This window comes from Micromonospora sp. NPDC002575, assembly GCF_042889525.1.
In the GTDB taxonomy this organism is placed as follows: domain Bacteria; phylum Actinomycetota; class Actinomycetes; order Mycobacteriales; family Micromonosporaceae; genus Micromonospora; species Micromonospora carbonacea.
In genome coordinates this window covers 429,495-453,921 of record NZ_JBIARA010000003.1, presented here as the reverse complement: position 1 = coordinate 453,921, position 24,427 = coordinate 429,495, and the positions used below count along the sequence as shown (strand labels likewise).

The following is a 24,427-nucleotide window of genomic DNA, read 5'->3' as shown; positions in this document are numbered from 1 at the left end:
CGACGGTCAGGAGCGACCGAACGTGCTGTCGATGAAGTCGAAGAGTTCGTCGTCGCTGGCGTCGTCGATCACCTGGGCGACGGCGGCGGTGTCACCGGCGTCGCCGTCCCAGCGGGCGAGCAGCGCCCGCAGCCGGGCGGTGACGGCGGAGCGGGTCTCCTCGTCGGCGGCGAGTTCGGCGAGGGCGTCGGCGGGGGTCGCGGCGAACGCCGCCTCCAGCCGGTCCAGTTCGTCGAGGAGGGTTGGCGCGGACCGGCCGGTGCCGAGCTGCGCCACCAGGTGCCCGGTGAGCGCCTCGGGGGTGGGGTGGTCGAAGACGAGGGTGGCCGGCAGCGTCAGGCCGGTGCGGGCGGTGAGCCGGTTGCGCAGGTCCACGGCGGTCAGCGAGTCGAAGCCCAGCTCGGTGAAGGACTGGCCGGGGCCGACGGCGACGGCCGTGGCGTACCCGAGGACCTCGGCGACCTGGCCGGTGACCAGTTCCTCGACGAGCCGCCGGCGCTCGGCGTCGGTGGCGTCGGCGATCCGGTCGCGGAAGCCGCCGGCGGGGGCGGCCCCGGCGGCGCTGCGCCGGGCGCGGACGCCGGCCAGGCCGCGCAGCGGCGCGGGCAGGTGGTCGACGGTGGTGAGGGTACGCAGCGCGGCGACGTCGAGGCGGACGGGCAGCAGCAGCGGCTGCCGGCTGCGGCGGCTGGCGTCGAAGAGGGCGAGCGCCTGATCGGTGCCGAGGGGGGCGATGCCCTGGCGGGCCATCCGTTCCCGGCGGGCGGCGCCCAGGCCGCGGGTCATGCCGCTGCCGGCCTCCCACAAACCCCAGGCCAGGGAGGTGGCGGCGAGGCCGGCGGCGCGCCGGTGCTGGGCGAGGCCGTCGAGGAACGCGTTGGCCGCCGCGTAGTTGCCCTGCCCGGGGCCGCCGAGGGGGCCGGCGATGGAGGAGAACAGCACGAACATCGGCAGGTCGAGGTGCCGGGTGAGGTCGTGCAGGTGCCAGGCGGCGTCGGCCTTGGGGCGCAGCGCGGTGGCGATCCGTTCGGGGGTGAGCGCGGTGACGGTCGCGTCGTCGAGGACCCCGGCGGCGTGCACGACGCCGGTGAGGGGGTGTTCGGCGGCGACGGTGGCGAGCAGCGCGGCGACCTGGTCGCGGTCGGCGGCGTCGCAGGCGACGAAGCGGGCGTGCGCGCCGAGGCGGGCGAGGTCGGCGAGGAGGTCGGCGGCGCCGGGGGCGTCGCCGCCGCGCCGGCCGGCGAGGAGCAGGTGCCGGACCTTGTGGGCGGTGACGAGGTGGCGGGCGAGGAGGCCGCCGAGGGTGCCGGTGGCGCCGGTGACGAGCACGGTGCCGTCGGGGAGCAGGTCGACGGCCCCCGTGGGGTCGGGTTCGGCGGGGGCGAGCCGGGGCGCGAGGAGCCGGCCGGCGCGGAGGGCGAGCTGGGGTTCGTCGCTGGCCAGGGCCCGGCCGAGCAGGTCGGCGTCGACGTCACCGTCGGGGCCGGGCGCGGGATCGAGGTCGGCCAGCACGAACCGGCCAGGGTGTTCCAGTTGCGCCGAGCGGATCAGGCCCCAGACGGCTGCGCCGGGCAGGTCGGTCACGTCGCCGGTGCCGTCGGCGGGGACCGCGCCGCGGGTGAGCACGACGAGCCGGCGGTCGGCGTGCCGGTCGTCGGCCAGCCAGTCCCGGACGGCGGCGAGGGTGTCGGCGAGCCGGGTGCGGGTGGCGTCGAGGGGGTCGCCGGGCGGGGCGTCGGCGGCGGGCAGCAGCACGAACCGGGGGTCGAGCCGGCCGGCGTCGACGGCGGCGGCGAGCGCGGGGAGCCCGCCCGGCAGCGATGCGCCGGTGGTCGCGGTGGAGCCGGCGGCGGCGAGCGCGACGATGCCGGTCGCCGGGCGGGGCGGCAGGGGCAGCGCGGTCCAGCGCAGGTCGAACAGGGGCAGGTCGGCGGGGCCGGCCGGGTCGAGCTGGTCGGCGGCGACGGGCCGGGAGACGAGCGAGCCGACCCGGGCGACGGGTGCGCCGGTGCCGTCGGCGAGGGCGAGGGACACGGCCGAGCCGGCGCGGGTGACGCGTACCCGAAGGTGGGTCGCGCCGACGGCGGCGAGCGCGACGCCCGACCAGGCGAACGGGAGTCGGGCCCCGGCGGCCTCGTCGGCGTCGTCGTCGGCGGCGAGGCCGACGACGTGCAGCGCCGCGTCCAGCAGCGCGGGGTGCAGGCCGAACCCGCCGGCGGCGACGCCGTCGGGCAGCGCGACCTCCGCGAGCACGGCATCGGGGGTACGCCACACGGCGCGCAGCCCCCGGAAGGTGGGCCCGTGGTCGACGCCGAGGCGGTGGAGCTGGGCGTAGATCGGCTCGACGGGCACGGCGGTGGCGTCGGCGGGTGGCCACTCGGTGAGCGCCTCGGGCGTGTCGCCGCCGCCGGGGGCGAGGACGCCGTCGGCGTGCCGGATCCAGTCGCCGCGCGGGTCGTCGGCGGGCCGGGAGTGGACGGCGAGCCGGCGGCGGCCGTGTTCGTCGGGGGCGGCGAGGCTGAGCTGCACCGCGCGGGCGCCCTGCTCGGGCAGGACGAGCGGGGCGGCGAGGGTCAGCTCCTCCAGGGTGTCGCAGGCTGCCTGCGCCCCGGCGTGCAGGGCCATCTCCACGAGCGCCGTGCCCGGCACGACGACGGTGCCCCACACGACGTGGTCGGCCAGCCAGGGCTGGGTACGCACCGACAGCCGGCCGCCGTACAGGCGGGTGTCGTCGGCGGCGGTGACGAGTTCGGCGGTGAGCAGGGGGTGTGGGGCGCTGCGGACCCCGAGGCCGGAGGCGTCGGCCCCGGACGGGCCGGCGTCGAGCCAGTAGCGCTGGCGCTGGAAGGCGTACGTGGGCAGGTCGACGGTGCGGGGCCGCCCGCCGGTGTGGGTGAACCACGCCGCCCAGTCGACCGGCGTGCCGGTGACATGCAGCCGGGCCAGGGCGGTCACGATGCCGGTCGTCTCGGGCTGGTCGCGGCGCAGCGCCGCCACCAGGTGCACCGGCCGCTCCGCCGGGGTGTCGGCGGCCATCGCCGTCAACGTCGCATCCGGACCCACCTCCACGAAGGCCGTCACGCCCAGCCCGAGCAGAGTCGTTACCGAGTCGCCGAACCGCACCGCCTCCCGCACATGCCGCACCCAATACTCAGGGCTGGTGATCTCAGTGGCTTCCGCCACCCGCCCGGTCAGATTCGACACGATCGGCAACCTCGGGGCCCGCCAGTCCAAACCGGCCAGGACTGTGCGGAACTCCGCCAGCATCGGCTCCATCAACCGCGAGTGGAACGCATGACTCACCAGCAGCCGCTTGACCCGCCAACCGTTCTCGGCGCACTCCCCCGCGACCCGGTCAAGGTCGGCAACCGGCCCCGACAACACCACCGCCTCAGGACCGTTCACCGCCGCCACGTCCACGCCGTCACCGGCCAACGCCCGCACCTCAGCCTCGGACGCCCCCACCGCCAACATCCCGCCACCATCAGGCAACGCCTGCATCAACGCACCCCGCGCCGCCACCAGCGTGCAGGCGTCCTCCAACGACAACACACCCGCCACATGAGCGGCCGTCACCTCACCGATCGAATGACCCACCAGATAGTCAGCCGTCACACCGAACGAGGCCAGCAGCTCGTGCAACGCCACTTCCAGGGCGAACAAACCCGCCTGCGTGTAAACGGTCTGATCCAACAGGGCAGCCAGATCAGAACCCGGTGACGCGAACACCACCTCCCGCAACGAACGATCCAACCGACCCTCGAACAGGGCACACACCCGATCGAACGCCTCCGCATACACCGGGAACCGGTCATACAACTCCCGACCCATCCCCGACCGCTGCGCACCCTGACCCGTGAACAACAACGCCCGACGACCCGACGACACCTCACCAGCCACCACGCCCGCAGCCGCCGCACCGGCGGCCAGCGCCTCCACGCCGGACAACAGGTCGTCGCGGCCCGTCCCGAGCAGAACCACCCGGTGCTCCAACGCCGCCCGCGACATCGCCAGGGACCAGCCGACGTCGACCGGCGACAACCCCGGGCGCTCCCGGACGAGATCCGCCAGGCGCGCCGCCTGCGCGGCGAGGGCTTCGGGCGTACGCGCCGACACCAACCACGGCACCACCGGCAGATCGGCAGGCCCAGGCGGCTCGACCTCGGTCTCGACCGGCTCCGCCTGCTCGATGATCACGTGCGCGTTCGTGCCGGAGATCCCGAACGACGACACCGCCGCCCGACGCGGACGGTCCACCACCGGCCACGGCGTCGGTTCGGTCACCAGGGCCATTGCGCCGGACGACCAGTCCACCTTCGACGACGGCGCATCCACGTGCAGCGTCGCCGGCACGAGGCCGTGCCGCATCGCCTGCACCATCTTGATCACACCGGCCACGCCCGCCGCCGCCTGGGGGTGGCCGAGGTTCGACTTGACCGAGCCGAGCAGCAGCGGCGCGGCGTCGCCCCGGTCCTGCCCGTAGGTGGCCAGCAGCGCCTGCGCCTCGATCGGGTCGCCGAGGGTGGTGCCCGTGCCGTGGGCCTCCACCACGTCCACGTCCACCGGGGACAGCCGGGCCGACGCGAGGGCCTGCCGGATCACCCGCTGCTGCGCCGGGCCGTTCGGCGCGGTGAGCCCGTTCGACGCGCCGTCCTGATTCACCGCGCTGCCCCGCACCACGGCGAGGACGCGGTGGCCGAGCCGGCGGGCGTCGCTGAGACGTTCCACGAGGAGGATGCCGATGCCCTCGGCGAGGGCGGTGCCGTCGGCCCCCTCGGCGAACGCCCTGCACCGCGCCGACATGGACAGGTTGCCCTGCCGGGTGAAGTCGACGAAGACGGCGGGGGTGGGCATCACGGTGACGCCGCCGGCCAGGGCCAGGTCGGATTCGCCGGAGCGCAGCGACTGCGCCGCGAGGTGCAGCGCGACCAGCGACGACGAGCAGGCGGTGTCGACGGTGACGGCCGGGCCCTCGAACCCGAGGGCGTACGCCACGCGGCCGGAGCTGATGCTGCCGGCGTTGCCGAGGCCGAGGTAGTCGACGACGCCGTCGGGCACGTCGGCGGCCCCGGCGGCGTAGTCGCCGTGGGTGAGGCCGGCGAACACGCCGACCCGGCCGCCGCGCAGCCCGGTCGGGTCGATGCCGGCGGACTCGAACGCCTCCCAGGACACCTCCAGCAGCAGCCGCTGCTGCGGGTCCATGGCGAGGGCCTCGCGCGGGGAGATGCCGAAGAACCGGGGGTCGAAGTCACCGGCGTCGTGGACGAAGCCGCCCTCGGCGACGCAGGAGGTGCCGGGGCGTTCCCGGGTCGGGTCGTGCAGGTCGGTGAGGTCCCAGCCCCGGTCGGCGGGGAAGGGGCCGACGGCGTCGCCGGAGGCGGCGACGAGGTCCCACAGCGCGTCGGGCGAGGTGATCCCGCCGGGGAAGCGGCAGGCCATCCCGACGATGGCGATCGGCTGCCCGGCGGCGTCCTCGACGTCGCGGAGGCGTTGCCGGGTCCGCCGCAGGTCGGTGGTGACCCTCTTCAGATACTCCCGGAGCTTATCTTCGGTGTCCATCAACCTGACCCATCGCGGTGGCCGGCGGAGACCTGACGTAGGCGACGGAACGAATGCGCGAATTCCTCAGGCCAGATCGGTTCTACGTCCTTTGCACAATGTGGCCGGCAGCCCCCGGGTCCCCTCTGCGGGGGAAAGCTATGGCGTCGCGATGACCTGCGACAACCCCTAACCCGCGCGGCGGTCCGCTAGGGGTGGCCGCCCCCGGTGGATCCGATTAGCGTCCCTTTGATCGCACCGGTGCCGGCGGATCCCGGCGCCACCGCTGGAAGGACCGCGTGTACGCATGACCGACTCAGACAACGGCCTGTGGGTCCGCCGGTTCCACCCGGCGCCGGCCGGGGCGCGGCGGCTGGTGTGCCTGCCGCACGCCGGGGGGTCCGCGAGTTTCTACTTTCCCGTGTCGCGGGCGCTGTCGCCGGCCGTGGAGGTGCTCGCGATCCAGTATCCGGGGCGGCAGGACCGCCGCCAGGAGCCGTGCGTGGACAACCTGCCGGAGCTGGCCCGGCAGGTGTTCGGTGTGCTGCGGCCGTGGCTGGACCAGCCGTTGGCGATCTTCGGGCACAGCATGGGCGCGACGCTGGGCTTCGAGGTGGCGCGGCTGATCGAGGCGGAGACGGGCGCGCCGGCGGCGCACCTGTTCCCGTCCGGGCGGCGGGCCCCGTCGTGCCCCCGGCACGAGACGGTGCACCTGCTCGACGACGAGGGGCTGCTCGCCGACGTGCGCAAGCTCAGCGGCACGGACCTGGCGGTGCTCGGCGACGCGGAGCTGCTGCGGGCGGCGCTGCCGGCGATCCGCAACGACTACCGGGCGGCGGAGACGTACGAGTACACGCCGGGGCCGAAGCTGGGCTGCCCGGTGACGGTGTTCACGGGCGACGCCGACCCGAAGACGACGGTCGACGAGGCGCGGGCGTGGGAGCGGCACACCACGGGCGCGTTCGACCTTCAGGTGTTCCCGGGCGGGCACTTCTTCCTGGCGCAGCACCAGCCGGCGATCCTGCGTACGATCTCGGCGGCTCTGGCGCGTACGCCGGTGTCCTGACCGCAGCCGCTCGTGGCGCGGCCCCCGCCGGACGTCGGCGGGGGCCGCGTCGGGTCACGGCTTGTGCGCGACGGCGATGACGTAGTCGAGCAGCGCGAGTTCCTTCTTGATGAGCGTCTCGTCGCGCCAGTGGTTGGCCATGCCCTTGACGGCGCTGCGGTCGGCCTCGGCCTGGAACGCGGGGTCGGACGGGCGGCTGGCCTGGAACCGCCGCCAGCCCTCCCAGGTGCGGTCCTGGATGGACTGCACGTCGACGTTGCCGAAGCCGGCGGCGGCGAGCTGCTCGGCGTAGACCGCGCGGTCGTGCCAGTTCTCGTCGGGGATGCTGAACTTGATGAAGCTCAACGGGCCCGAGTTGATCGACATGCGGGCGGTGTCGTTGCTGAGCGGGATGATGTCGGCGGTGGCGAGGGTGCCGCCGGGCTTGAGCACCCGGAACGCCTCGGCGAAGAAGGCGCTGCGCGGATAGAAGTGGAACGCCGACTCGAGGGCGACGACCCGGTCGAAGGTGCCGTCGGCGAAGGGCAGCGCGAGGGCGTTGCCGAGCTGGAACTCGGCCTGCTCGGCCAGGCCCTCGCGGCGGGCGCGCTGCTGGGCGTGTTCGACGTGGCGGGGGGTGACGTTGATGCCGTGCACCTTGGCGATGCGGCGGTCGCGCAGCCAGGCGAAGTCCTGGTCGCCGTAGCCGAAGCCGACGTCGAGGACGGTGTCGTCGGGCTTGAAGCCGGCCGCGTCGGCGAGCTTCGTGGCCAGCGCCTCGCCGGCCACGTCGAGGCTGGTGACGCCGTCCTCCCAGTAGCCGACGTTCATGTAGCGGGTGGTGCGGGCGGCGAACTCCACGTTCGGGGACTGGATCTCGTAGAAGCGGCGGACCCGGGTCACCGGGTCCTTCGTGGCCAGGGTGCGGATGACCCGGCCGAGGGTGCGGAGGTTCTCCAGCATGTCACTCCTTGCGCAGCAGGTGGTCAGGGTTGCGGCACCCGGGCGGAGACCTGCTGGCGCAGGTCGTCCACCAGGGCGGCCAGGCCGGTGGGGCCGGCGGCGACGCCGAAGACGTAGAAGTCGGGCCGGACCAGCACGGCGTCGGCGTTTGCGCCGGCCAGGTAGGTGAGGTGGACGCCGTCGAGGTCGACCACGTCGGTGGGGGCCGCGTCGGCGTCGGCGGGGCGGACGGTGACCCGGCGGACGCCGAGGGCGTCGAGGAACGCGACGGCGTCGGCGTCGAGGGCGGCGGCCGGTTCGCCGTCGGCGTCCGGGGCGGCGCGGGTGATCAGCACGAAGCCGCCGCCGACGACGTCGTCGAAGCGCCCGGTGCGCCCGCCGACGGCCACCCGCCCCTGGGGTGCGGGGTCGCCGGCGTGGGGGGCCGGCGCGCCGTCGGGGCGGCGGTGCAGCACCCCGTCGACGATGGCCTCGCGCAGCGACCGGGCGTGCCTGGCTTGGGTACGGCGGCGCAGCGCGGCGAGCATCACCGAGTCGCGGCCGGCGGCCTGCTTCGGGTCGGTTTCGCAGATCACCTTGCCGGAGTCGATGGACATCCGGATGGCGTGTTGCACGTGCGCCTTGCGTTCCACCTCGTACGTGTCGAGCAGGGCGGCGTCGGCGATTCCCCGGCGCACCAGGTCGAGCTTCCAGGCCAGGTTGATGACGTCGCGGAAGCCGGAGCTCATGCCCTGGCCGAGGAAGGGCGGCATGACGTGCGCGGCGTCGCCGGCGAGGAACACCCGGCCGGAGCGCCACGTGTCGGCGTAGCAGGCCTGGGTGGTGTAGACGCCGTACCGGTCGAGGCGGGCGGTGGCGGGGGTGATGTCGAACAGGCCGAGCAGCCGCCACACGCTGGCCTCGGTCTGGAACTCCTCCAGGGTCTCCCCCGGCACCCGCATGAACTCCCAGCGCCGGTGGTCGGGGCCGGCGGAGACGGCGGTGCGGGGGCGGGCCGGGTCGCAGATCTGGAGGTTGTTGGGCTTGAACTCGACGGGCTCGTTGAGCACGACGTCGCAGACCAGCCAGTCGTAGCCGAACCCGAGGTCGGTGACGGTCGCGCCGAGCCAGCGGCGGACGAAGCTGTTCGCGCCGTCGCAGCCGAGCACCCAGTCGGCGGTGAAGGCGCGGGGCGTGCCGTCGGCGTCGACGGCGGCCACCTCGACGTGGTCGCCGTGATCGGCGAGGTCGGTCACCTCGACGCCGCGCAGGACCCGCACGCCGGGCAGGGCCGCGCCGCGTGCGGCGAGGGCGGCCTCCAGGCCGGGCTGGTAGAAGGAGATCGAGTCGGGCCAGCCCGTCGGGCCGTCCTCGGCGACCTTGACGTGCAGCAGGGTGCGGCCGAAGCCGTTCTTCCAGGTGTACTCGCCGGACAGCTCGCACACGGGGTCGAGGGTGTCGCCGAGGTCGCAGGCGGCGAGGATGCGGCTGGCCTCGCCGTCGTAGGACACGGCGCGGGGCATGCTGTACGGGGTGGCCCACTTCTCCACCACCTGCACGGTGAAGCCGCGCTGGGCGAGCAGGATCGCCGCCACTTGGCCCACCGGGCCGTAGCCCACGATCAGTACGTCGGTCATCGCCGTCCCCCCGGGTCCGCGCGTCGGGTCGGGCGTCACAGCCCGAGTTCCGTGTCGATCAGGCTGAAGATCTCGTCGTCGCTGGCCTGGTCGAGGTCCAGGTCCAGGTCGTGGTCGGTGGCGGACGCGCCGCGCATGGTGCGCCACTTGGCGACCAGCACCTCCAGCCGGGCCGCGACCTGGGTGTGCAGCTCCGCCTCGACGACCGTCTCGGCCAGGGACCGTTCCAGGCTCTCCAGCTCGGCGAGGATGGCCGGCGCGGCCTGGCCGCCGTCGGGCACGAGCTGGGCGCGCAGGAAGCCGGCCAGCGCGGTCGGGTCCGGATAGTCGAAGATCGCGGTGGCGGGCAGCCGGTGCCCGGTGGCCTCGGTGAGGCGGTTGCGCAGCTCGACGGCGGTCAGCGAGTCGAAGCCGATCTCGTTGAACGCCTGGGCGGGCTTGACGGCGTCGGGGCTGGCGTGGCCGAGGACGGTGGCCGCCTCGGCGCGGACCAGGTCCAGCAGCAGGGCGGACTGCTCGCCGGCGGTGAGGGCGCGCAGCCGGCCGGCGAGGTCCCGGCCGCCGGTGGCGGCCTCGGCGCGGGCCCGGGGGCGGACGCGCCGGACGAGTCCGCGCATCAGCGCGGGCACGGTGGCCCGGCCGGCGAGGGCGGCCACGTCGACCCGGGTGGGCACGAGGTGTTCCTCGGGGGCGGCCAGTGCGGCGTCGAACAGCGCCATGCCGAGGTCGGTGCCGAGGGCGAGCTGCCCGTCGCGGGCGGTGATCCGGGGGTCGGCGCGGTCCAGCTTCGCGGTCATGGCGCTGGCCTGCTCCCACAGGCCCCAGGCGTAGGACTGGGCGGGCAGGCCCGCGCCGCGCCGCCGGGTGGCGAGGGCGTCGAGGTAGGCGTTGGCGGCGGCGTAGTTGCCCTGGCCGGGCACGCCGAACACCCCGGCGCCGGAGGAGAACAGCACGAACCCGGCGAGGTCGAGGTGGCGGGTGGCCTCGTCGAGGTGCCGGGCGGCGTCCACCTTGGGCGCGAAGACGGTGTCGAGGCGGTCGGGGGTCAGCGCGGTGACCACGCCGTCGTCGAGGACCCCGGCGAGGTGCACGACGGCGGTGAGCGGACGGTCGGCGGGGACGGCGGCGACGAGCCGGGCCACGGCGGCGCGGTCGGCGACGTCGGCGGCGGCCACGGTGACGGTGGCACCGAGGGCGGTCAGCTCGGCGGTCAGCTCGGCGACGCCGGGCGCGTCGGGGCCGCCCCGGCTGGCGAGCAGCAGGTGCCGCACGCCGTGGCCGGTGACGAGGCGGCGGGCGACGAGGCCGCCGAGCAGGCCGGTGCCGCCGGTGAGCAGGACGGTGCCGGCGGGGTCCCACGGGGCCGGCACGGTGAGCACGACCTTGCCGACGTGCCGGGCCTGCTGGACGTGGCGGAAGGCGTCGGGGGCCTGCCGGACGTCCCAGGCGCGCACCGGCAGCGGGGTCAGCTTCCCGGCGGCGAACAGGCCCATCAGCTCGACGAGCATCCGTTGGATCTCGTCGGGGTCGACGGTGGTCAGGTCGTACGCCTGGTAGGCGACGCCGGGGTGGTCGGCGGCGACGCGGTCGGGGTCGCGCAGGTCGGTCTTGCCCATCTCGACGAACCGGCCGCCGCGGGGCAGCAGCCGCAGGGAGGCGTCGACGAACTCCCGGGCGAGGGAGTCGAGGACGACGTCGACGCCGCGTCCGCCGCTGGTGGCGAGGAAGTGGGTTTCGAAGTCGAGGGTGCGCGACGACGCGAGGTGGCTGTCGGGGATGCCCATCGCGCGCAGGGCGGGCCACTTGCCGGGGCTGGCGGTGGCGTAGACGTGCGCGCCGAGGTGGCGGGCGAGTTGCACGGCGGCCATGCCGACGCCGCCGGCGGCGGCGTGCACCAGCACGGACTCGCCGGCCCGCAGCCCGGCCAGGTTGACCAGCCCGTGGTAGGCGGTGAGGAACACCACCGGCACGGAGGCGGCCTGGGCGTACGTCCAGCCGTCGGGCACCGGCGCGAGCAGCCGGCGGTCGGTGACGGCGACGGGGCCGAAGCAGCCGACGAAGACGCCGAGGACCCGGTCGCCGGGGCGCAGGTCGGTGACGTCCGCGCCGACCTCGGTGACGACGCCGGCCGCCTCGCCGCCGGGCGGCCCGGGGTCGCCGGGGTAGAGGCCGAGCGCGTTGAGCACGTCGCGGAAGTTGAGGCCGGCGGCGCGGACCCGCACCCGCACGTCGAGGGGGCCGAGGGGCGCGTCGGCGGCGTCGGTGGGCGCGAGGGTGAGGTTCTCCAGGCTGCCGCGCGCCGTGGTGTCGAGCCGCCAGGCGGTCGCGCCGGCCGGCGGGGTGAGCGTCGCGGCCTCGACGCGGCGGGCCAGCCGGGGGGCGTACGGGGTGCCGGCGCGCAGCGCCACCTGGGGTTCTGCGGCGGCGAGGACGGCGGTCAGCTCGGCGTCGGTGGGCGGGGTGTCGGCGTCGAGCAGGACGAACCGGTCGGGGTGCTCGGACTGGGCGGTGCGGACCAGTCCCCAGGCGGTGGCGGCGTCGGGGTCGTCGACCTCGGCGGGGCTGTGCACGCCGACCGCGCCCCGGGTGAGCAGCACCAGCGGGGTGGCCGCCCAGCGGGGGTCGGCCAGCCACGCCTGGACGAGGGCGAGCGCCTCGGCGGCGACGGCGCGCGCCCGGTCGACGGTCGCCCCGGCGGTTTCCGGCCCGCCGGTCGCGGAGTCGCCGGCCCCGCCCAGCGGGGCGAGCACGGCGTCGGGCGGGGCCGCGCCGCCGTCGACGGCGCGGGCGAGCGCCGCCGGGTCGGTGTGGTGCGGGAACGCGCCGACGGCCCGGCCGAGCGCGACGACGCGGGCCGGGGCGGGGGTCTCCGGCGCGGCCACGGGCTGCCAGTCGAGGCGGAACAGCGCGTCGTCGACGGCGGTGTCGCGGGTGCCGAGTTCGGCGCGGGAGATGGGGCGCATCGCCAGCGACGCCACCTCGGCCACGGGCGCGCCGGTGGCGTCGGCGACGGTCAGCGCGATCGCGTGCGGGGCGACCCGGGTGAGCCGGACCCGCAGCGCGGACGCGCCGGCGGCGTGCAGGGCGACGCCGTTCCAGGCGAACGGCAGCAGCAGCCGGTCGGGGCCGGCGTCGCCGATGCCGCCGAAGTGCGCGGCGTGCAGGGCGGCGTCGAGCAGGGCGGGGTGCAGGCCGTACCGGTCGGCGTCGGCGCGCTCCCCGGCGGGCAGCTCCACCTCGGCGTACACCTCGCCGTCGCCGGTCCACACGGCGCGCAGCCCCTGGAACGCCGGCCCGTACGCGTAGCCGTCGGCGGCGAGCCCGGCGTAGAAGCCGGTGAGGTCGGCGGGGCGGGCGTGCGGCGGCGGCCAGGCGGTGAGGCCGGCGGGCGGGGCGGGCGGGGCGGCGGAGAGGGTCGCGCTGGCGTGCCGCGTCCACGGGGCGCCGGGCGGGGCGTCGGCGGGGCGGGAGTGCACGGCGACGGGGCGGCGGCCGGTGTCGTCGGCCGGGCCGACGGTGAGCTGCACCTGGACGGCGGCGCGACCGGACGCCGGGCCGCCAACGGCGGGGCCCTCTGCGGCGTCGGTGGGCAGGGCGAGCGGGGCCTCGATGACCAGCTCGTCGAGGACGGGGCAGCCGACCTCGTCGCCGGCCCGCAGGCACAGCTCGACGAGGCCGGTGCCGGGCACCAGCACCGTCTCGCCGACCCGGTGGTCGGCGAGCCACTCGGGGGCCCCGGCGGCGAGCCGGCCGGTGAACAGGTGCCCGCGGGCCTCGGCCAGCGCCACGGACGCGCCGAGCAGCGGGTGCCCGGCGGCGTCGAGGCCGGCCGCGCCGACGTCGCCGGGGCCGGTGGCCGGCCGGGGCCAGTAGCGGCGGTGGGCGAACGCGTAGGTGGGCAGGTCGACGCGCCGGCCGCCGGCCAGGGCCGGCTGCCAGTCGACGGCGACGCCGCGCACGTGGAGCTGGGCGGCGGAGAGCAGGAACCGGGCGCGGTCGCCCTGGTCGCGTTGCACGGAGCCGACGACGACGTGCGGGGCGTCGTGCTCGGCGAGGGTTTCGGCGATGCCGACGGTGAGCACCGGGTGAGGGCTGCACTCGACGTACGTGTCGTGGCCGAGCGCGGCCAGCTCCGCCACGGCCCGGTGCAGCTCGACGGGCTGGCGCAGGTTGCGGTACCAGTAGTCGGGGCCCATCTCCGGCCCGTCGAGCCAGCGCAGGTCGGTGGTGGAGAACAGCGGCACGGCGGCCGGGCCGGGGCTGATGCCGGCCAGCGCCCCGGCCAGGTCGGCGCGGATCCGTTCCACCTGGGCGGAGTGGGAGGCGTAGTCGACGGCGATGCGGCGCACCCGGGCCCCGTCGGCGGCCAGCTCGGCGAGCACCTCCTCGACGGCGGCCTCCGCGCCGGAGACGACGACGGCGGCGGGCCCGTTGACGGCGGCGACGGCGACGGCGTCACCGTGGCGGGCGATGCGCTCGCGGACCACGTCGGCGGGCAGCGCCACGGACGCCATCGCCCCGTGCCCGGCCAGGGCCCGGATCGCGCGGCTGCGCAGCGCCACCACCTTCGCCGCGTCGGGCAGGGAGAGCACACCGGCGACGCAGGCGGCGGCGATCTCGCCCTGCGAGTGGCCGACGACGGCGGCGGGCCGCACGCCGTGGGAGCGCCACAGCTCGGCCAGCGACACCATCGTCGCGAACAGGGCCGGCTGCACCACGTCGACCCGGTCGAGGCTCGGCGCGTCGGGGGCCTGACGCAGCACGTCGAGCACCGAGAAGCCCAGGTGGGGGCGCAGGGCCGCGTCGCAGGCGGCCATCCGCTCGGCGAACACGGGCGCCTGGTCGAGCAGGTCGAGGCCCATGCCGGGCCACTGGGAGCCCTGGCCGGGGAAGACGAACACGGTCTTCCCGGCGGCGGTGGCGTCGCCGCGTACCAGGTCGGGGTCGGGGCGGCCGGCGGCGAGCGCGTCGAGGGCGGCGGCGACCCGGTCGGGTTCGGCGGCGACGACCACGGCCCGGGAGTCGAACGCGGCCCGGGTGCTGGCCAGCGACCAGGCCACGTCGCGGGGCGGCTGGCCGGGGTGCTCGGCGAGGTGGTCGCGCAGCCGGCGGGCCTGCCCGGCCAGCGCCTCGGGGGTACGCGCGGACAGCAGCCACGGCAGGGCGGCGGGGTCGGCGGGCGGGGCGGCGACCGGCTCCGGTTCGGGGACCGCCTCGACGACGACGTGGGCGTTGGTGCCGCTGATGCCGAACGAGGAGATCCCGGCGCGGGCGGGCCGGTCGGCGCGCGGCCACGGGCGGGCGTCGGTGAGCAGCTCCACGGAGCCGGCGGCCCAGTCGACGCGGGTGGTGCGCCGCTGGGCGTGCAGGGTGCGGGGCAGGACGCCGTGCCGCATGGCGAGGACCATCTTCAGCACCCCGGCGACGCCGGCTGCGGCCTGGGTGTGCCCGAGGTTGGACTTGACGGAGCCGAGCAGCAGCGGCGGGGCGTCGGCGGGACGCTGGCCGTAGGTGGCGAGGATCGCCTCGGCCTCGATCGGGTCGCCCAGCGGGGTGCCGGTGCCGTGCGCCTCGACGGCGTCGACGTCGGCGGGCGTGAGGCCGGCGGCGGCCAGCGCGGCCCGGATGACCCGCTCCTGGGAGGGCCCGTTGGGGGCGGTCAGCCCGTTGGACGCCCCGTCCTGGTTGACTGCGCTGCCCCGGATCAGCGCGAGGACGGGGTGGCCGCGGCGGCGGGCGTCGGAGAGGCGTTCGACGACGAGCACACCGACGCCCTCGGACATGCCGAACCCGTCGGCGTCCTCGGCGAACGCCTTGCACCGGCCGTCGGCGGCGAGGCCGCGCTGGCGGCTGAACCCGGTGAGCCCGGCGGGGCTGGACAGCACCGACACGCCGCCGGCCAGGGCCAGGTCGCAGTCGCCGGCGCGCAGCGCCTGCGCGGCCAGGTGCAGCGCGACCAGCGACGCCGAGCAGGCGGTGTCGACGGTGACGGCGGGCCCCTCCAGCCCGAGGGCGTACGCGACCCGGCCGGACAGGACGCTGCCGGCGGTGCCGGTGAGCAGGTGCCCCTCGTCGGCGGTGGTCTCCCCGTCGTCGGAGGCGACGCCGGGGGCGATCATCTCGCCGTAGTCCTGGCCGTGGGTGCCGGCGAACACGCCGGTGCGGCTGCCGCGCAGGGCGCCCGGGTCGATGCCGGCGCGTTCCAGGGCCTCCCAGGAGGTCTCCAGCAGCAGCCGGTGCTGCGGGTCCATGGCCAGGGCCTCGCGGGGGCTGATGCCGAAGAACGCGGCGTCGAAGTCGGCGATGCCGGCGAGGAACCCGCCGGAGCGCACGTAGGTGCGGCCGGGGGCGCCGGGGACCGGGTCGTACAGGTCGGGCCAGCCCCGGTCGGTGGGCAGGTCGCCGATGACGTCGTCGCCGTCGTCGAGCAGCCGCCACAGGTGCTCGGGTGAGCCGATGCCGCCGGGGAACCGGCAGGCCATGGCGACGACGGCGACGGGTTCGTCGGCGGCGACGGTGGTGGCGTCGGTGACCTCGGCGGCGGTGGTGCCGAGCAGCCGGGCGTGCAGGTGCGCGGCGAGCAGTTCCGGGGTGGGGTGGTTGAACACGGCGTGCGGGGCGAGCCGGACGCCGGTGGCGGCGGAGAGCCGGTTGCTCAGCTCCACGGCCATCAGCGAGTCGAAGCCGAGGTCCTTGAACGGGCGGCGCGGCTCGATCTGGTCGCCGCCGGCGTGCCCGACGACGGTGGCGCACCGGGCGCGCACCAGGTCGAGCAGCGCGGCGGCGCGTTCGGGTTCGGTGCGGCCGGCGAACCGGTCGGCGAACCCGGCGGCGGACGCGGGCGCGGGGTCGGCGTTGACGGCCCGGCGCGGCGGCGGGGGCAGCAGCGCCCGCAGCAGGGCGGGCACCTCCCCGGCGGCCCGGACGGCGGCCAGGTCCAGGCCGATCGGCACCAGCGCGGGCCGGTCGGCGTGCAGGGCGGCGTCGAACAGGGCCAGGCCGGCGGCGGTGTCCAGGGGGCGGGTGCCGCCCCGGGCGAGGCGGGCCAGGTCGGCGGCGGTGAGCGCGCCGGCCATCCCGTCCGGCGTGGCCCACAGGCCCCAGGCGAGGGCGGTGGCGCGCAGGCCGTGGGCGCGGCGGTGCGCGGCGAGGGCGTCGAGGAAGGCGTTGCCGGCGGCGTAGTTGCCCTGCCCGGGGCTGCCGAACACGGCCGAGGCGGAGGAGAACAGCACGAACGCGGCCAGGTCGAGGCCGGCGGTCAGCTCGTGCAGGTGCCACGCGCCGTGCACCTTGGACCGCAGGGTCCGCTCCCAGCGGGCGGCGTCGAGGCCGGTGAGGAGGGCGTCGTCGGTGGCACCGGCGGCGTGCACGACGGCGGTGAGCCGGCCGGCGAGCGGGGCGAGGACCGCGTCGAGGGCGGCCCGGTCGGCGACGTCGGCGGCGGCGACCCGCACGGTCGTCCCGGCGGCGGTGAGCGCGTCCATCCAGTCGGCGTGCCGGCCGGTGCGGCTGACCAGCACCAGCTCGGCGACGCCGTGGACGGTGGCGAGGTGGGTGGCGACGTGCCGGCCGATTCCGCCGGTGCCGCCGGTGACGAGGACGGTCCCGCCGGCCAGCGCCGGCAGCGGCCCGGCGGCGGCCGGGCCGGGCGGCAGGGAGCCGGCGGCGGTCGGCGCCGGTGCGGCGGCGGGCGCGAGCGTGCCGCCGGTCGGGGTCGGTGCCGGCGGGCCGGCGGCGGGGGGCTCGGCGGGGCGCAGCCGGGGCAGCAGGGCCCGGCCGTCGCGGACGGCGACCTCCGGCTCGTCGGGGCCGGCGGCCAGGGCCGTGCGGATCTCCGCGTCGTCGGCCGCGTCGAGGCGCAGCAGCAGGAACCGGTCGGGGTGCTCGGCCTGGGCGACGCGGACCAGCCCGGCGACGGTCGCGTGCGCGGGGTCGCCGTCGCGGACGGCCACGGCGAGCCGGGTGCCCTCGGCGCGGGGGTCGGCCAGCCAGCGCTGGAGCACGCCGAGGGTGTCCAGGCCGACGGCGTGCGCCCGGTCGGGCACCGACGCGGCCGGGTCGCCGTCGCCGACCCGCAGCACCAGCAGCGGCGGCAGCGGGCCGTCCGGCGGCGCGCCGTCGGCGAGCGCCCAGGCCGGCACCGGCGTCGCCGGGGCGGCGGCAGGCAGCCAGTCCACGGCGTACAGGCCGGCGGGGGCGGTGGCGGGCACCGGGTCGGCGGGGGTCGGGCCGGCCACGGCGCGCAGCACCACCCGCTCCACGTCGAGCACGGGGGCACCGGCGTCGTCGACGGCGGACAGGGTGACCGCGTCCGCCCCGGCGGGGGCGAGGACGACCCGCAGGGCGTGCGCGCCGGTGGCGTGCACCCGCACCCCCGCCCAGTCGGTCGCGGTCGGCCGGGCCACCCCGGCGGCGGGGGCGAAGCCGGCGAGCGGGAGCAGGCGCAGGGCCGCGTCCAGCACCAGCGGGTGCACCGCGTACCGCTCGGCGTCGGCGTCCCGGGCGTCCTCCGGCAGGCGTACGTCGACGCAGAGCCGGTCCCCCGCGACCCAGGCGGCCCGGGCCAGCTCGCCGGCGAGCGCCCGCCGCTGCGGCGTGTCCAGGTCGACGGGCCGGGCCCCGGCGGGCGGCCACACGGACCCGGCGGCTGCCGGTCCGGCCTGGTGGTCGGCGGGGGCGAGGACGGCCTCGGCGACCTCCCGCCACGGCTGGCCGTCGGCGGCCCGCACGTGGCAGCGGGCCACCCGGCGCGGGTGCCCGTCGGGCGCGTCGACGGTGACCTGCACGTCGACGGAGAGGCCGGCGGGCAGCGGCACCGGCGCGGGGACGCGCAGCCGCTCGACGGTGGGCAGGTCGAGCAGCACGCCGAGGTGGGCGAACAGGTCGAGCAGGGCGGTGGCGGGCAGCAGCGCCGGCCCGTCGGCGTCGGGCGCGACCAGCCAGGGGTGGGTGGCGGCGGCGACCCGGCCGGTGCAGATCACCTGGCCGGTGCCGGCGACGGGCAGCACCGCGCCGAGCAGCGGGTGCCCGGCGTCGGCCAGCCCCACGTCGGCGGGCCCGCCGGCCATCGCCGAGTACGGCAGCCAGTAGTGCCGGCGCTGGAACGCGTACGTGGGCAGGTCGACCCGGCGGCGCGGGCCGGGGCCGGCGGGGGCGGCGGGGTCCACGGCGACGCCGCGCACGTGCAGCCGGGCCACGGCGGCGACCAGCGCGTCCGGTTCGCCGTCGACGGTCCGCACGGCGGGCACGAAGGCCAGCTCGTCGGCGGTGTCGTCGGCGAGGCAGTCCTGGGCCATCGCGGTGAGCACCCCGCCGGGGCCGACCTCCAGGAACGTGGTGACCCCCAGCCCGCGCAGGGCGCGCACCCCGTCGAGGAAGCGGACGGTGCCGCGCACGTGGTCCACCCAGTGCTCCGGCGAGCAGAGCCGGGCCGGGTCGACCGGCCGGCCGGTCACGTTGGACACCACGGGCAGGTGCGGGGTGCGGTAGGTGAGGTTGGCGGCCACGGCGCGGAACGCGTCGAGCATCGGTTCCATGCGCGGCGAGTGAAACGCGTGCGACACCCGCAGCCGGCTGGTGCGCCGGCCGGCGGCGCGCAGGGTGGCGGCGACGGCCAGCACCGCGTCGGTGTCGCCGGAGAGGACGACGCTTCGCGGCCCGTTGACGGCGGCGAGCCCCACCCGGTCGGTGAGGTGGGCGGCCACCTCCGCCTCGTCGGCCTCCACGGCGACCATCGCGCCGCCGTCGGGGAGCTGCTGCATCAGCCGGGCGCGGGCGGCCACCAGCGCCGCCGCGTCGGCGAGGGAGAACACCCCGGCGACGTGCGCGGCGGCCAGCTCGCCGACGGAGTGGCCGAGCAGCGCGTCGGGGCGGACGCCCCAGGACTCCAGCAGCCGGTGGAGGGCCACCTCGAAGGCGAACAGGGCCGGCTGGGTGTAGAGGGTGTCGTCGAGCCGGGCGGCGAGGTCGGTGCCGTCGGCGGCGGCGACCACGTCGGCGACGGGGTGCGGGGCGTGCCCGGCGAGGCAGCGGTCCAGCTCGGCGCAGGCGGCGTCGAACGCCTCGGCGAAGACCGGGTACGCGGCCCGCAGCCCGCGGCCCATCCCGGGGCGCTGGCCGCCCTGCCCGCCGAAGAGCAGGCCGAGCCGGCCGTCGGCGACCCGGCCGGTGAGCACGGCGGCGGCGTCGGGTTCCGTCTCGCCCCGGGTCAGCGCGGTCAGCCCGGCGCGGGCGGCGGCCGGGTCGCCGGCCAGCACCACGGCCCGGTGTTCCAGGGCGGCGCGGGTGGTGGCCAGGGCGTGCCCGACGTCGGCCGGGTCGGCGTCCGCGCCGGGGCCGTCGAGCCAGGCGAGCAGGCGGGCCGCCTGGTCGCGCAGCGCCTCGCCGGTGGCGGCGGACAGCGGCCACGGCACCGGCGCACGGTAGGCGGTGCCGGTGAAGGGCCCGGGGTCGACGGCCTCGGTCTCCTCGTCGGCGGCGGGGGGCGCCTCGATGATCACGTGGGCGTTGGTGCCGCTGATGCCGAACGACGAGACCGCCGCCCGCCTCGGCCGGTCCACCGCCGGCCACGGGCGCGCCTCCGTGAGCAGCTCCACCGCGCCGCCGGCCCAGTCCACCTCGGACGTCGGGGCGTCCACGTGCAGGGTCGCCGGCAGCGTGCCGTGCCGCAGCGCCAGCACCATCTTGATCACCCCGGCGGCGCCGGCGGCGGCCTGGGTGTGGCCGAGGTTCGACTTCAGCGAGCCCAGCCACAGCGGCTCGGCGTCGCCGCGCCCCGCCCCGTACGTGGCCAGCAGCGCCTGCGCCTCGATCGGGTCGCCGAGCCGGGTGCCGGTGCCGTGCGCCTCCACGGCGTCCACGTCGGCTCCGGTGAGCCCGGCGTTGGCCAGGGCCCGCCGGATGACCCGCTCCTGGGCGGGGCCGTTGGGGGCGGTCAGCCCGTTGGACGCCCCGTCGGAGTTGACGGCGCTGCCGCGCAGCACGGCGAGCACCGGGTGGCCGTTGCGGCGGGCGGCGGAGCGGCGTTCCAGCAGCAGCACGGCGACGCCCTCGGACCAGCCGGTGCCGTCGGCGGCGTCGGCGAACGCCTTGCACCGGCCGTCGGGGGCGAGCCCGCGCTGCCGGCTGAACTCGACGAACGCCTGCGGGGTGCCCATCACCGCGACGCCGCCGGCCACCGCGAGGTCGCAGTCCCCGGCGCGCAGCGCCTGGGCGGCCAGGTGCAGCGACACCAGCGACGACGAGCAGGCCGTGTCCACGGTGACCGCCGGCCCCTCCAGCCCCAGCGCGTACGCGACGCGCCCGGAGACGACGCTGCCGGCGGTGCCGACGCCCAGGTAGCCCTCGGTGCCGGGCGGGGCCTGGCGCAGGTTGGCGGCGTAGTCGTGGTGCATGACGCCGGTGAAGACGCCGGTGGCGCTGCCCCGCAGCGAGGTGGGGTCGATGCCGGCGCGCTCGAACAGCTCCCAGGAGGTCTCCAGCAGCAGCCGCTGCTGCGGGTCCATGGCCAGGGCCTCGCGGGGGCTGATCGAGAACAGGGCGGCGTCGAAGTCGGCCGCGTCGGGCAGGAACCCGCCGACGCGCACGTACGAGGTGCCGGGGGCGTCGGGGTCGTCGGAGAACAGGTGCGCCAGGTCCCAGCCCCGGTCGGTGGGGAACGGGGTGAGCCCCTCCCGGCCCTCGGTGACCAGGTCCCACAGCTCCTGCGGGGAGCCGACGCCGCCGGGCAGCCGGCAGGCCATGGCGACGACGACCACGGGATCGTCGGCGTCGGGCGTGGCAGCGGGCCCGGCCTGGGCGGCGGGGACGCCGGGGCCGCCGCGCAGCCGGGCGGCGACGTGCCGGGCGAGGGCGTCCGGGCTCGGATGGTCGAACGCGGCCGTGGCGGACAGCCGTACCCCGGTGGCCCGGGCCAGCCGGTCGCGCAGGGCGACCGCGCCGACGGAGGTGAAGCCCAGCTCCTTGAACGCGCGGCCGGGGCGGACGGCGGCCGGGCCGGGCAGGCCGGCGACGGCGGCGGTGGCGGCGCGGACCAGGTCGAGCAGGAGCCGGTCGCCCTCGGCGGTGGTCAGGCCGGCCAGCCGGCGGCGCAGCTCGGCGGCGTCGGCCGCGTCGCCGGCGTCGCCCGCCGCGCGGGCGGGGGGCCGCCAGGCCGGATGGGTCGCGTCGGCCGGCACGGCGAGCAGCAGGAGGTCGTCGCCGTCGTGGGCGACGTCGAAGGCGGCCAGGTCGACGGCGGTCCCGCCCGCCGGGGCGGCGGCGTGGGCCGCGTGCGGCGGCGCGGTGGGGTCGGCCGGCCGGCCGGCGGCGTCGGTCGGCTGCGCCGGTGCGGCGGAATCGGCCGGCTGCGCCGGTGCGGCCGGCTCGGTCGTGCCGATCAGCCGGGCGGGCAGGCCCGCCGCGCGGCGGCGGGCGACGAGGGCGTGCAGGGCCGCGACGGCCGCCGCCGCCCGCTCCCGACCGGCCGCGCCGAGCAGCAGGGCCGCCGGGACGGCGACGGTGAACGCCGTGGCGGCGGCGTGCCGGGTCCGGGCGTCGAGCGCCCCGGCGAGGGCCAGCAGGGCCGCGACGGCGGCGTCGTCGGCGAGGTCGGCGGCGGACGGGCAGAGGAAGACCGCGCCGACCGGCCCGCCGGCGGACGCGGCGTCGGCGTCGGCCTCGGCGAACGCGGTGTCGGCGAGGGCGGTGTCGGGGTCCGGTGGGCCCGGCGTCGCGTCGGGGTCGCCGGTCAGCGGGGCGACCGTCGCGCCCGCGTCGGCCAGGTCCGCGACGAGCCGCCGCAGGGCGTCGTCGGGCGGGCCGGCGTGCGCCAGCCGCAGCCGGCGGACGCCGTGCGCGGCGGTCAGGTGCCGGGCCAGCGCCGCGCCGGTCGGCCCGTCGACCCCGGTCACCACCGCCGGGGCGGCCGGGTCGACCACCGTCGCCGGCCGCCGGGGCGCGCGGGCGGGGGGCGGCGCGAGGGCCGGCTGCCGGGCCGCGCCCGCGCGCAGCGCGACCTGCGCGACACCGGCGGCCACGGCGGCCGGCACCAGGGCCAGCGACAGGTCGTCGGCGTCCCGGTCGACCAGCACGACCCGATCCGGGTACGCGGCGCGCAGGCAGCGCCCCCACGCCCACGCCGCCACGGCCGCCGGCACCAAGTCGGGGTCGTCGGGGCAGTCCACGGTGGACGCGTCGACGGCGCCGGTGGTCAGCACCGCCAGCCGGGTGCCGGCGTACCGGGCGTCGGCGAGCAGGTCGCCCAGCCGGCCGGGTAGGTCCGGCGCGTCGGCGACGCCGGCCGGCAGCAGCGCCACGTCGGGCGCGTCCGGGTCGTCGCCCAGGGCGGCGAGATCCGGGTACGCCCGGAACACGTCGCCCGCCGACGCCACGGCCAGCGCCTCGACCAGTTCTCCGCCGCCCGGCCCGACGACCGCCCAGCGGCGCGGCTGCGGGGCGGGCTCGGCAGCGGGCCCGGCGGCGGCCAGGTCCAGCGGCTGCCAGGTGACCCGGCTCAGCGTCTCGTGGTGGCCGCCGTTGACCGCGCGCAGCCGGGCCGGCCGCTCCAGCAGCAGCCGGCGGGTGACCTTGCCGGACGCGGTGCGGGGCACCTGGCCGATCTCGTACAGCGCGTCGGGGACCTTGTGGTAGGACAGCCGCTCCCGGCAGGCCGCGTACGCCTCGGCGGGGTCGAACCCGTCCGGGCCGGGGACGACGAACGCCACCGGCACCTCGCCGAGCACCTCGTGCGGCCGGCCGGTGACCGCCACGTCGGCGACGCCGGGCACCGACCGCAGCGCCTCCTCCACCTCGGCCGGGTGGATCTTCTCCCCGCCCCGGATGATCAGCTCCTGGTGCCGGCCGGTGACGAAGAGGTTGCCGTCGGCGTCGCGGCGGGCCAGGTCCCCGGTGCGGTACCAGCCGTCGCGCAGCGCGGCGGCGGTCACCTCCGGCAGGCCGTGGTAGCCGAGCATCACGCTCGGGCTGCGCACCCACACCTCGCCCTCGCCGCCGACCGGGACGTCCACCCCGGTCTGCGGGCTGACCAGGCGCACCTCGACGCCGGGCACGGGCTGCCCGCAGGAGCCCTCGACCCGGGGCCGGTCCGGCCGGGTGATCGCGATCGAGCCGCAGGTCTCGGTGCTGCCGTACGCGTCGAGCAGCGGCGCGGCGAAGACCTCCTCGAACGCCCGGCGCAGCGCCCCCGTGGTGATCGCCCCGCCGACCAGGCACACCCGCAGATCGGGGGCGCGGAAGCCGGAGCTGCGGGCGGCGGCGACCAGGTGGTGGTACATGGCCGGCACCCCGGCCAGCACCGTCGCGGAGTCCTCGGCGACGGCGGCCAGCACGTCGTCGGCGGAGAAGCCGTCGACGAGGCGGGCGCTCGCGCCGACGGCGGTGACGCTGAGCACGCAGCCGATGTGGGACAGGCTGTGGAACAGCGGCAGCGGCCACACGACCCGGTCGTCGCCGGTGAGGCCGGGAATCGGCACATAGCAGGACGCGACCGACCACAGGCAGGTGCGCTGGGTGGAGAGCACGCCCTTGGGCCGGCCCGTCGTGCCCGAGGTGTAGAGCATCCAGGCGACCTCGTCGAGGCCCAGGTCGTCGCGGGCCGCCACACCCGGGTCGGTGTCGACCAGCTCGCCCCAGGCGGCCACGCCGTCGGGGACCGCGCCGTCGCCGGTCGCGCCGTCGCCGGTCGCGCCGTCGCCGGTGACCCAGAGGCGCAGGGCGGGGCGGTCGGCGCGCAGCCGCAACAGCTGGTCCAGGTGCTCCGGGTCGGTGACGACCAGCACCGCGCCGGAGTCGTCCAGCAGATGGGCCAGCTCCGCGTCGGTGCAGCGCGGGTTCAGCGGCACGCCGACCGCGGCGGCCCGGGTGACCGCCAGCCACGTCTCGACCGTCTCCACCCGGTTGCCCAGGCAGAACGCCACCCGCTCGCCCCGGCCGACGCCGGCCGCCGCCAGGTGCCCCGCCAACCGGGCGGTACGCGCCGCCAGCTCGGCGTACCGGACGGCGCGGCGGTCGTCGCGGAACGCGACCCGGTCCCCGAACTCCTCCGCGTGCGCCCTCAGCAGACCGGGCAACGGCTGGACCAGGTCGCTCCGAAGCATGTCACCATCCGTCCGCTCGGCGAGACTCCCCATCCGCGGCGTAGACCTCGCTCGCCGTAACGGCACAAGTCTTCCCAGCGCCGTGGCGGCGACCTACCCCTGTCGCACCCCTAACCCGTCCCCAGTTCCGGCCGCCGATCGACCGGCGCGACCTGCGGTGGAGGGGATGA

General features: G+C 77.5%; 5 protein-coding genes. 1 reads left to right on the top strand and 4 read right to left on the bottom strand.

The features are described 5' to 3' along the window. Positions 1-6: 6 nt before the first annotated feature. Positions 7-5,562 carry an SDR family NAD(P)-dependent oxidoreductase gene (locus tag ACFYWL_RS07610; RefSeq protein WP_386968739.1) on the bottom strand — a complete coding sequence of 1,852 codons (5,556 nt, stop codon included), beginning with the start codon at positions 5,560-5,562 and terminating at the stop codon, positions 7-9. Positions 5,563-5,845: 283 nt separating this feature from the next. Here ACFYWL_RS07610 and ACFYWL_RS07605 point away from each other — a divergent pair, with 283 nt between their 5' ends. Next, positions 5,846-6,604: a thioesterase II family protein gene (locus ACFYWL_RS07605; RefSeq protein WP_074478938.1), complete on the top strand. Its 759-nt coding sequence runs from the start codon at positions 5,846-5,848 to the stop codon at positions 6,602-6,604. 54 nt (positions 6,605-6,658) lie between these two features. Here ACFYWL_RS07605 and ACFYWL_RS07600 read toward each other — a convergent pair whose 3' ends face one another. From ACFYWL_RS07600 to ACFYWL_RS07590, 3 genes are read right to left on the bottom strand one after another with little or no spacing between them, the layout of a single operon-like run. Beyond that, positions 6,659-7,546, bottom strand: a complete 888-nt coding sequence (locus ACFYWL_RS07600) for an SAM-dependent methyltransferase (RefSeq protein ID WP_386968736.1) — start codon at positions 7,544-7,546, stop codon at positions 6,659-6,661. 23 nt (positions 7,547-7,569) lie between these two features. After that, positions 7,570-9,162: a bifunctional 3-(3-hydroxy-phenyl)propionate/3-hydroxycinnamic acid hydroxylase gene (locus ACFYWL_RS07595; protein ID WP_386968734.1), complete on the bottom strand. Its 1,593-nt coding sequence runs from the start codon at positions 9,160-9,162 to the stop codon at positions 7,570-7,572. A gap of 35 nt (positions 9,163-9,197) precedes the next feature. Further along, positions 9,198-24,257 (bottom strand): SDR family NAD(P)-dependent oxidoreductase, encoded by a 15,060-nt coding sequence (locus tag ACFYWL_RS07590; RefSeq protein WP_386968732.1) that lies wholly within the window; start codon positions 24,255-24,257, stop codon positions 9,198-9,200. Positions 24,258-24,427: the final 170 nt, after the last annotated feature.

Bases quoted from the DNA above. Each gene is read 5' to 3' on its own strand.
- ACFYWL_RS07605 (WP_074478938.1), top strand. From the start codon at position 5,846: ATGACCGACTCAGACAACGGCCTGTGGGTCCGCCGGTTCCACCCGGCG.
- ACFYWL_RS07600 (WP_386968736.1), bottom strand. From the start codon at position 7,546: ATGCTGGAGAACCTCCGCACCCTCGGCCGGGTCATCCGCACCCTGGCC.
- ACFYWL_RS07595 (WP_386968734.1), bottom strand. From the start codon at position 9,162: ATGACCGACGTACTGATCGTGGGCTACGGCCCGGTGGGCCAAGTGGCG.
- ACFYWL_RS07590 (WP_386968732.1), bottom strand. From the start codon at position 24,257: ATGCTTCGGAGCGACCTGGTCCAGCCGTTGCCCGGTCTGCTGAGGGCG.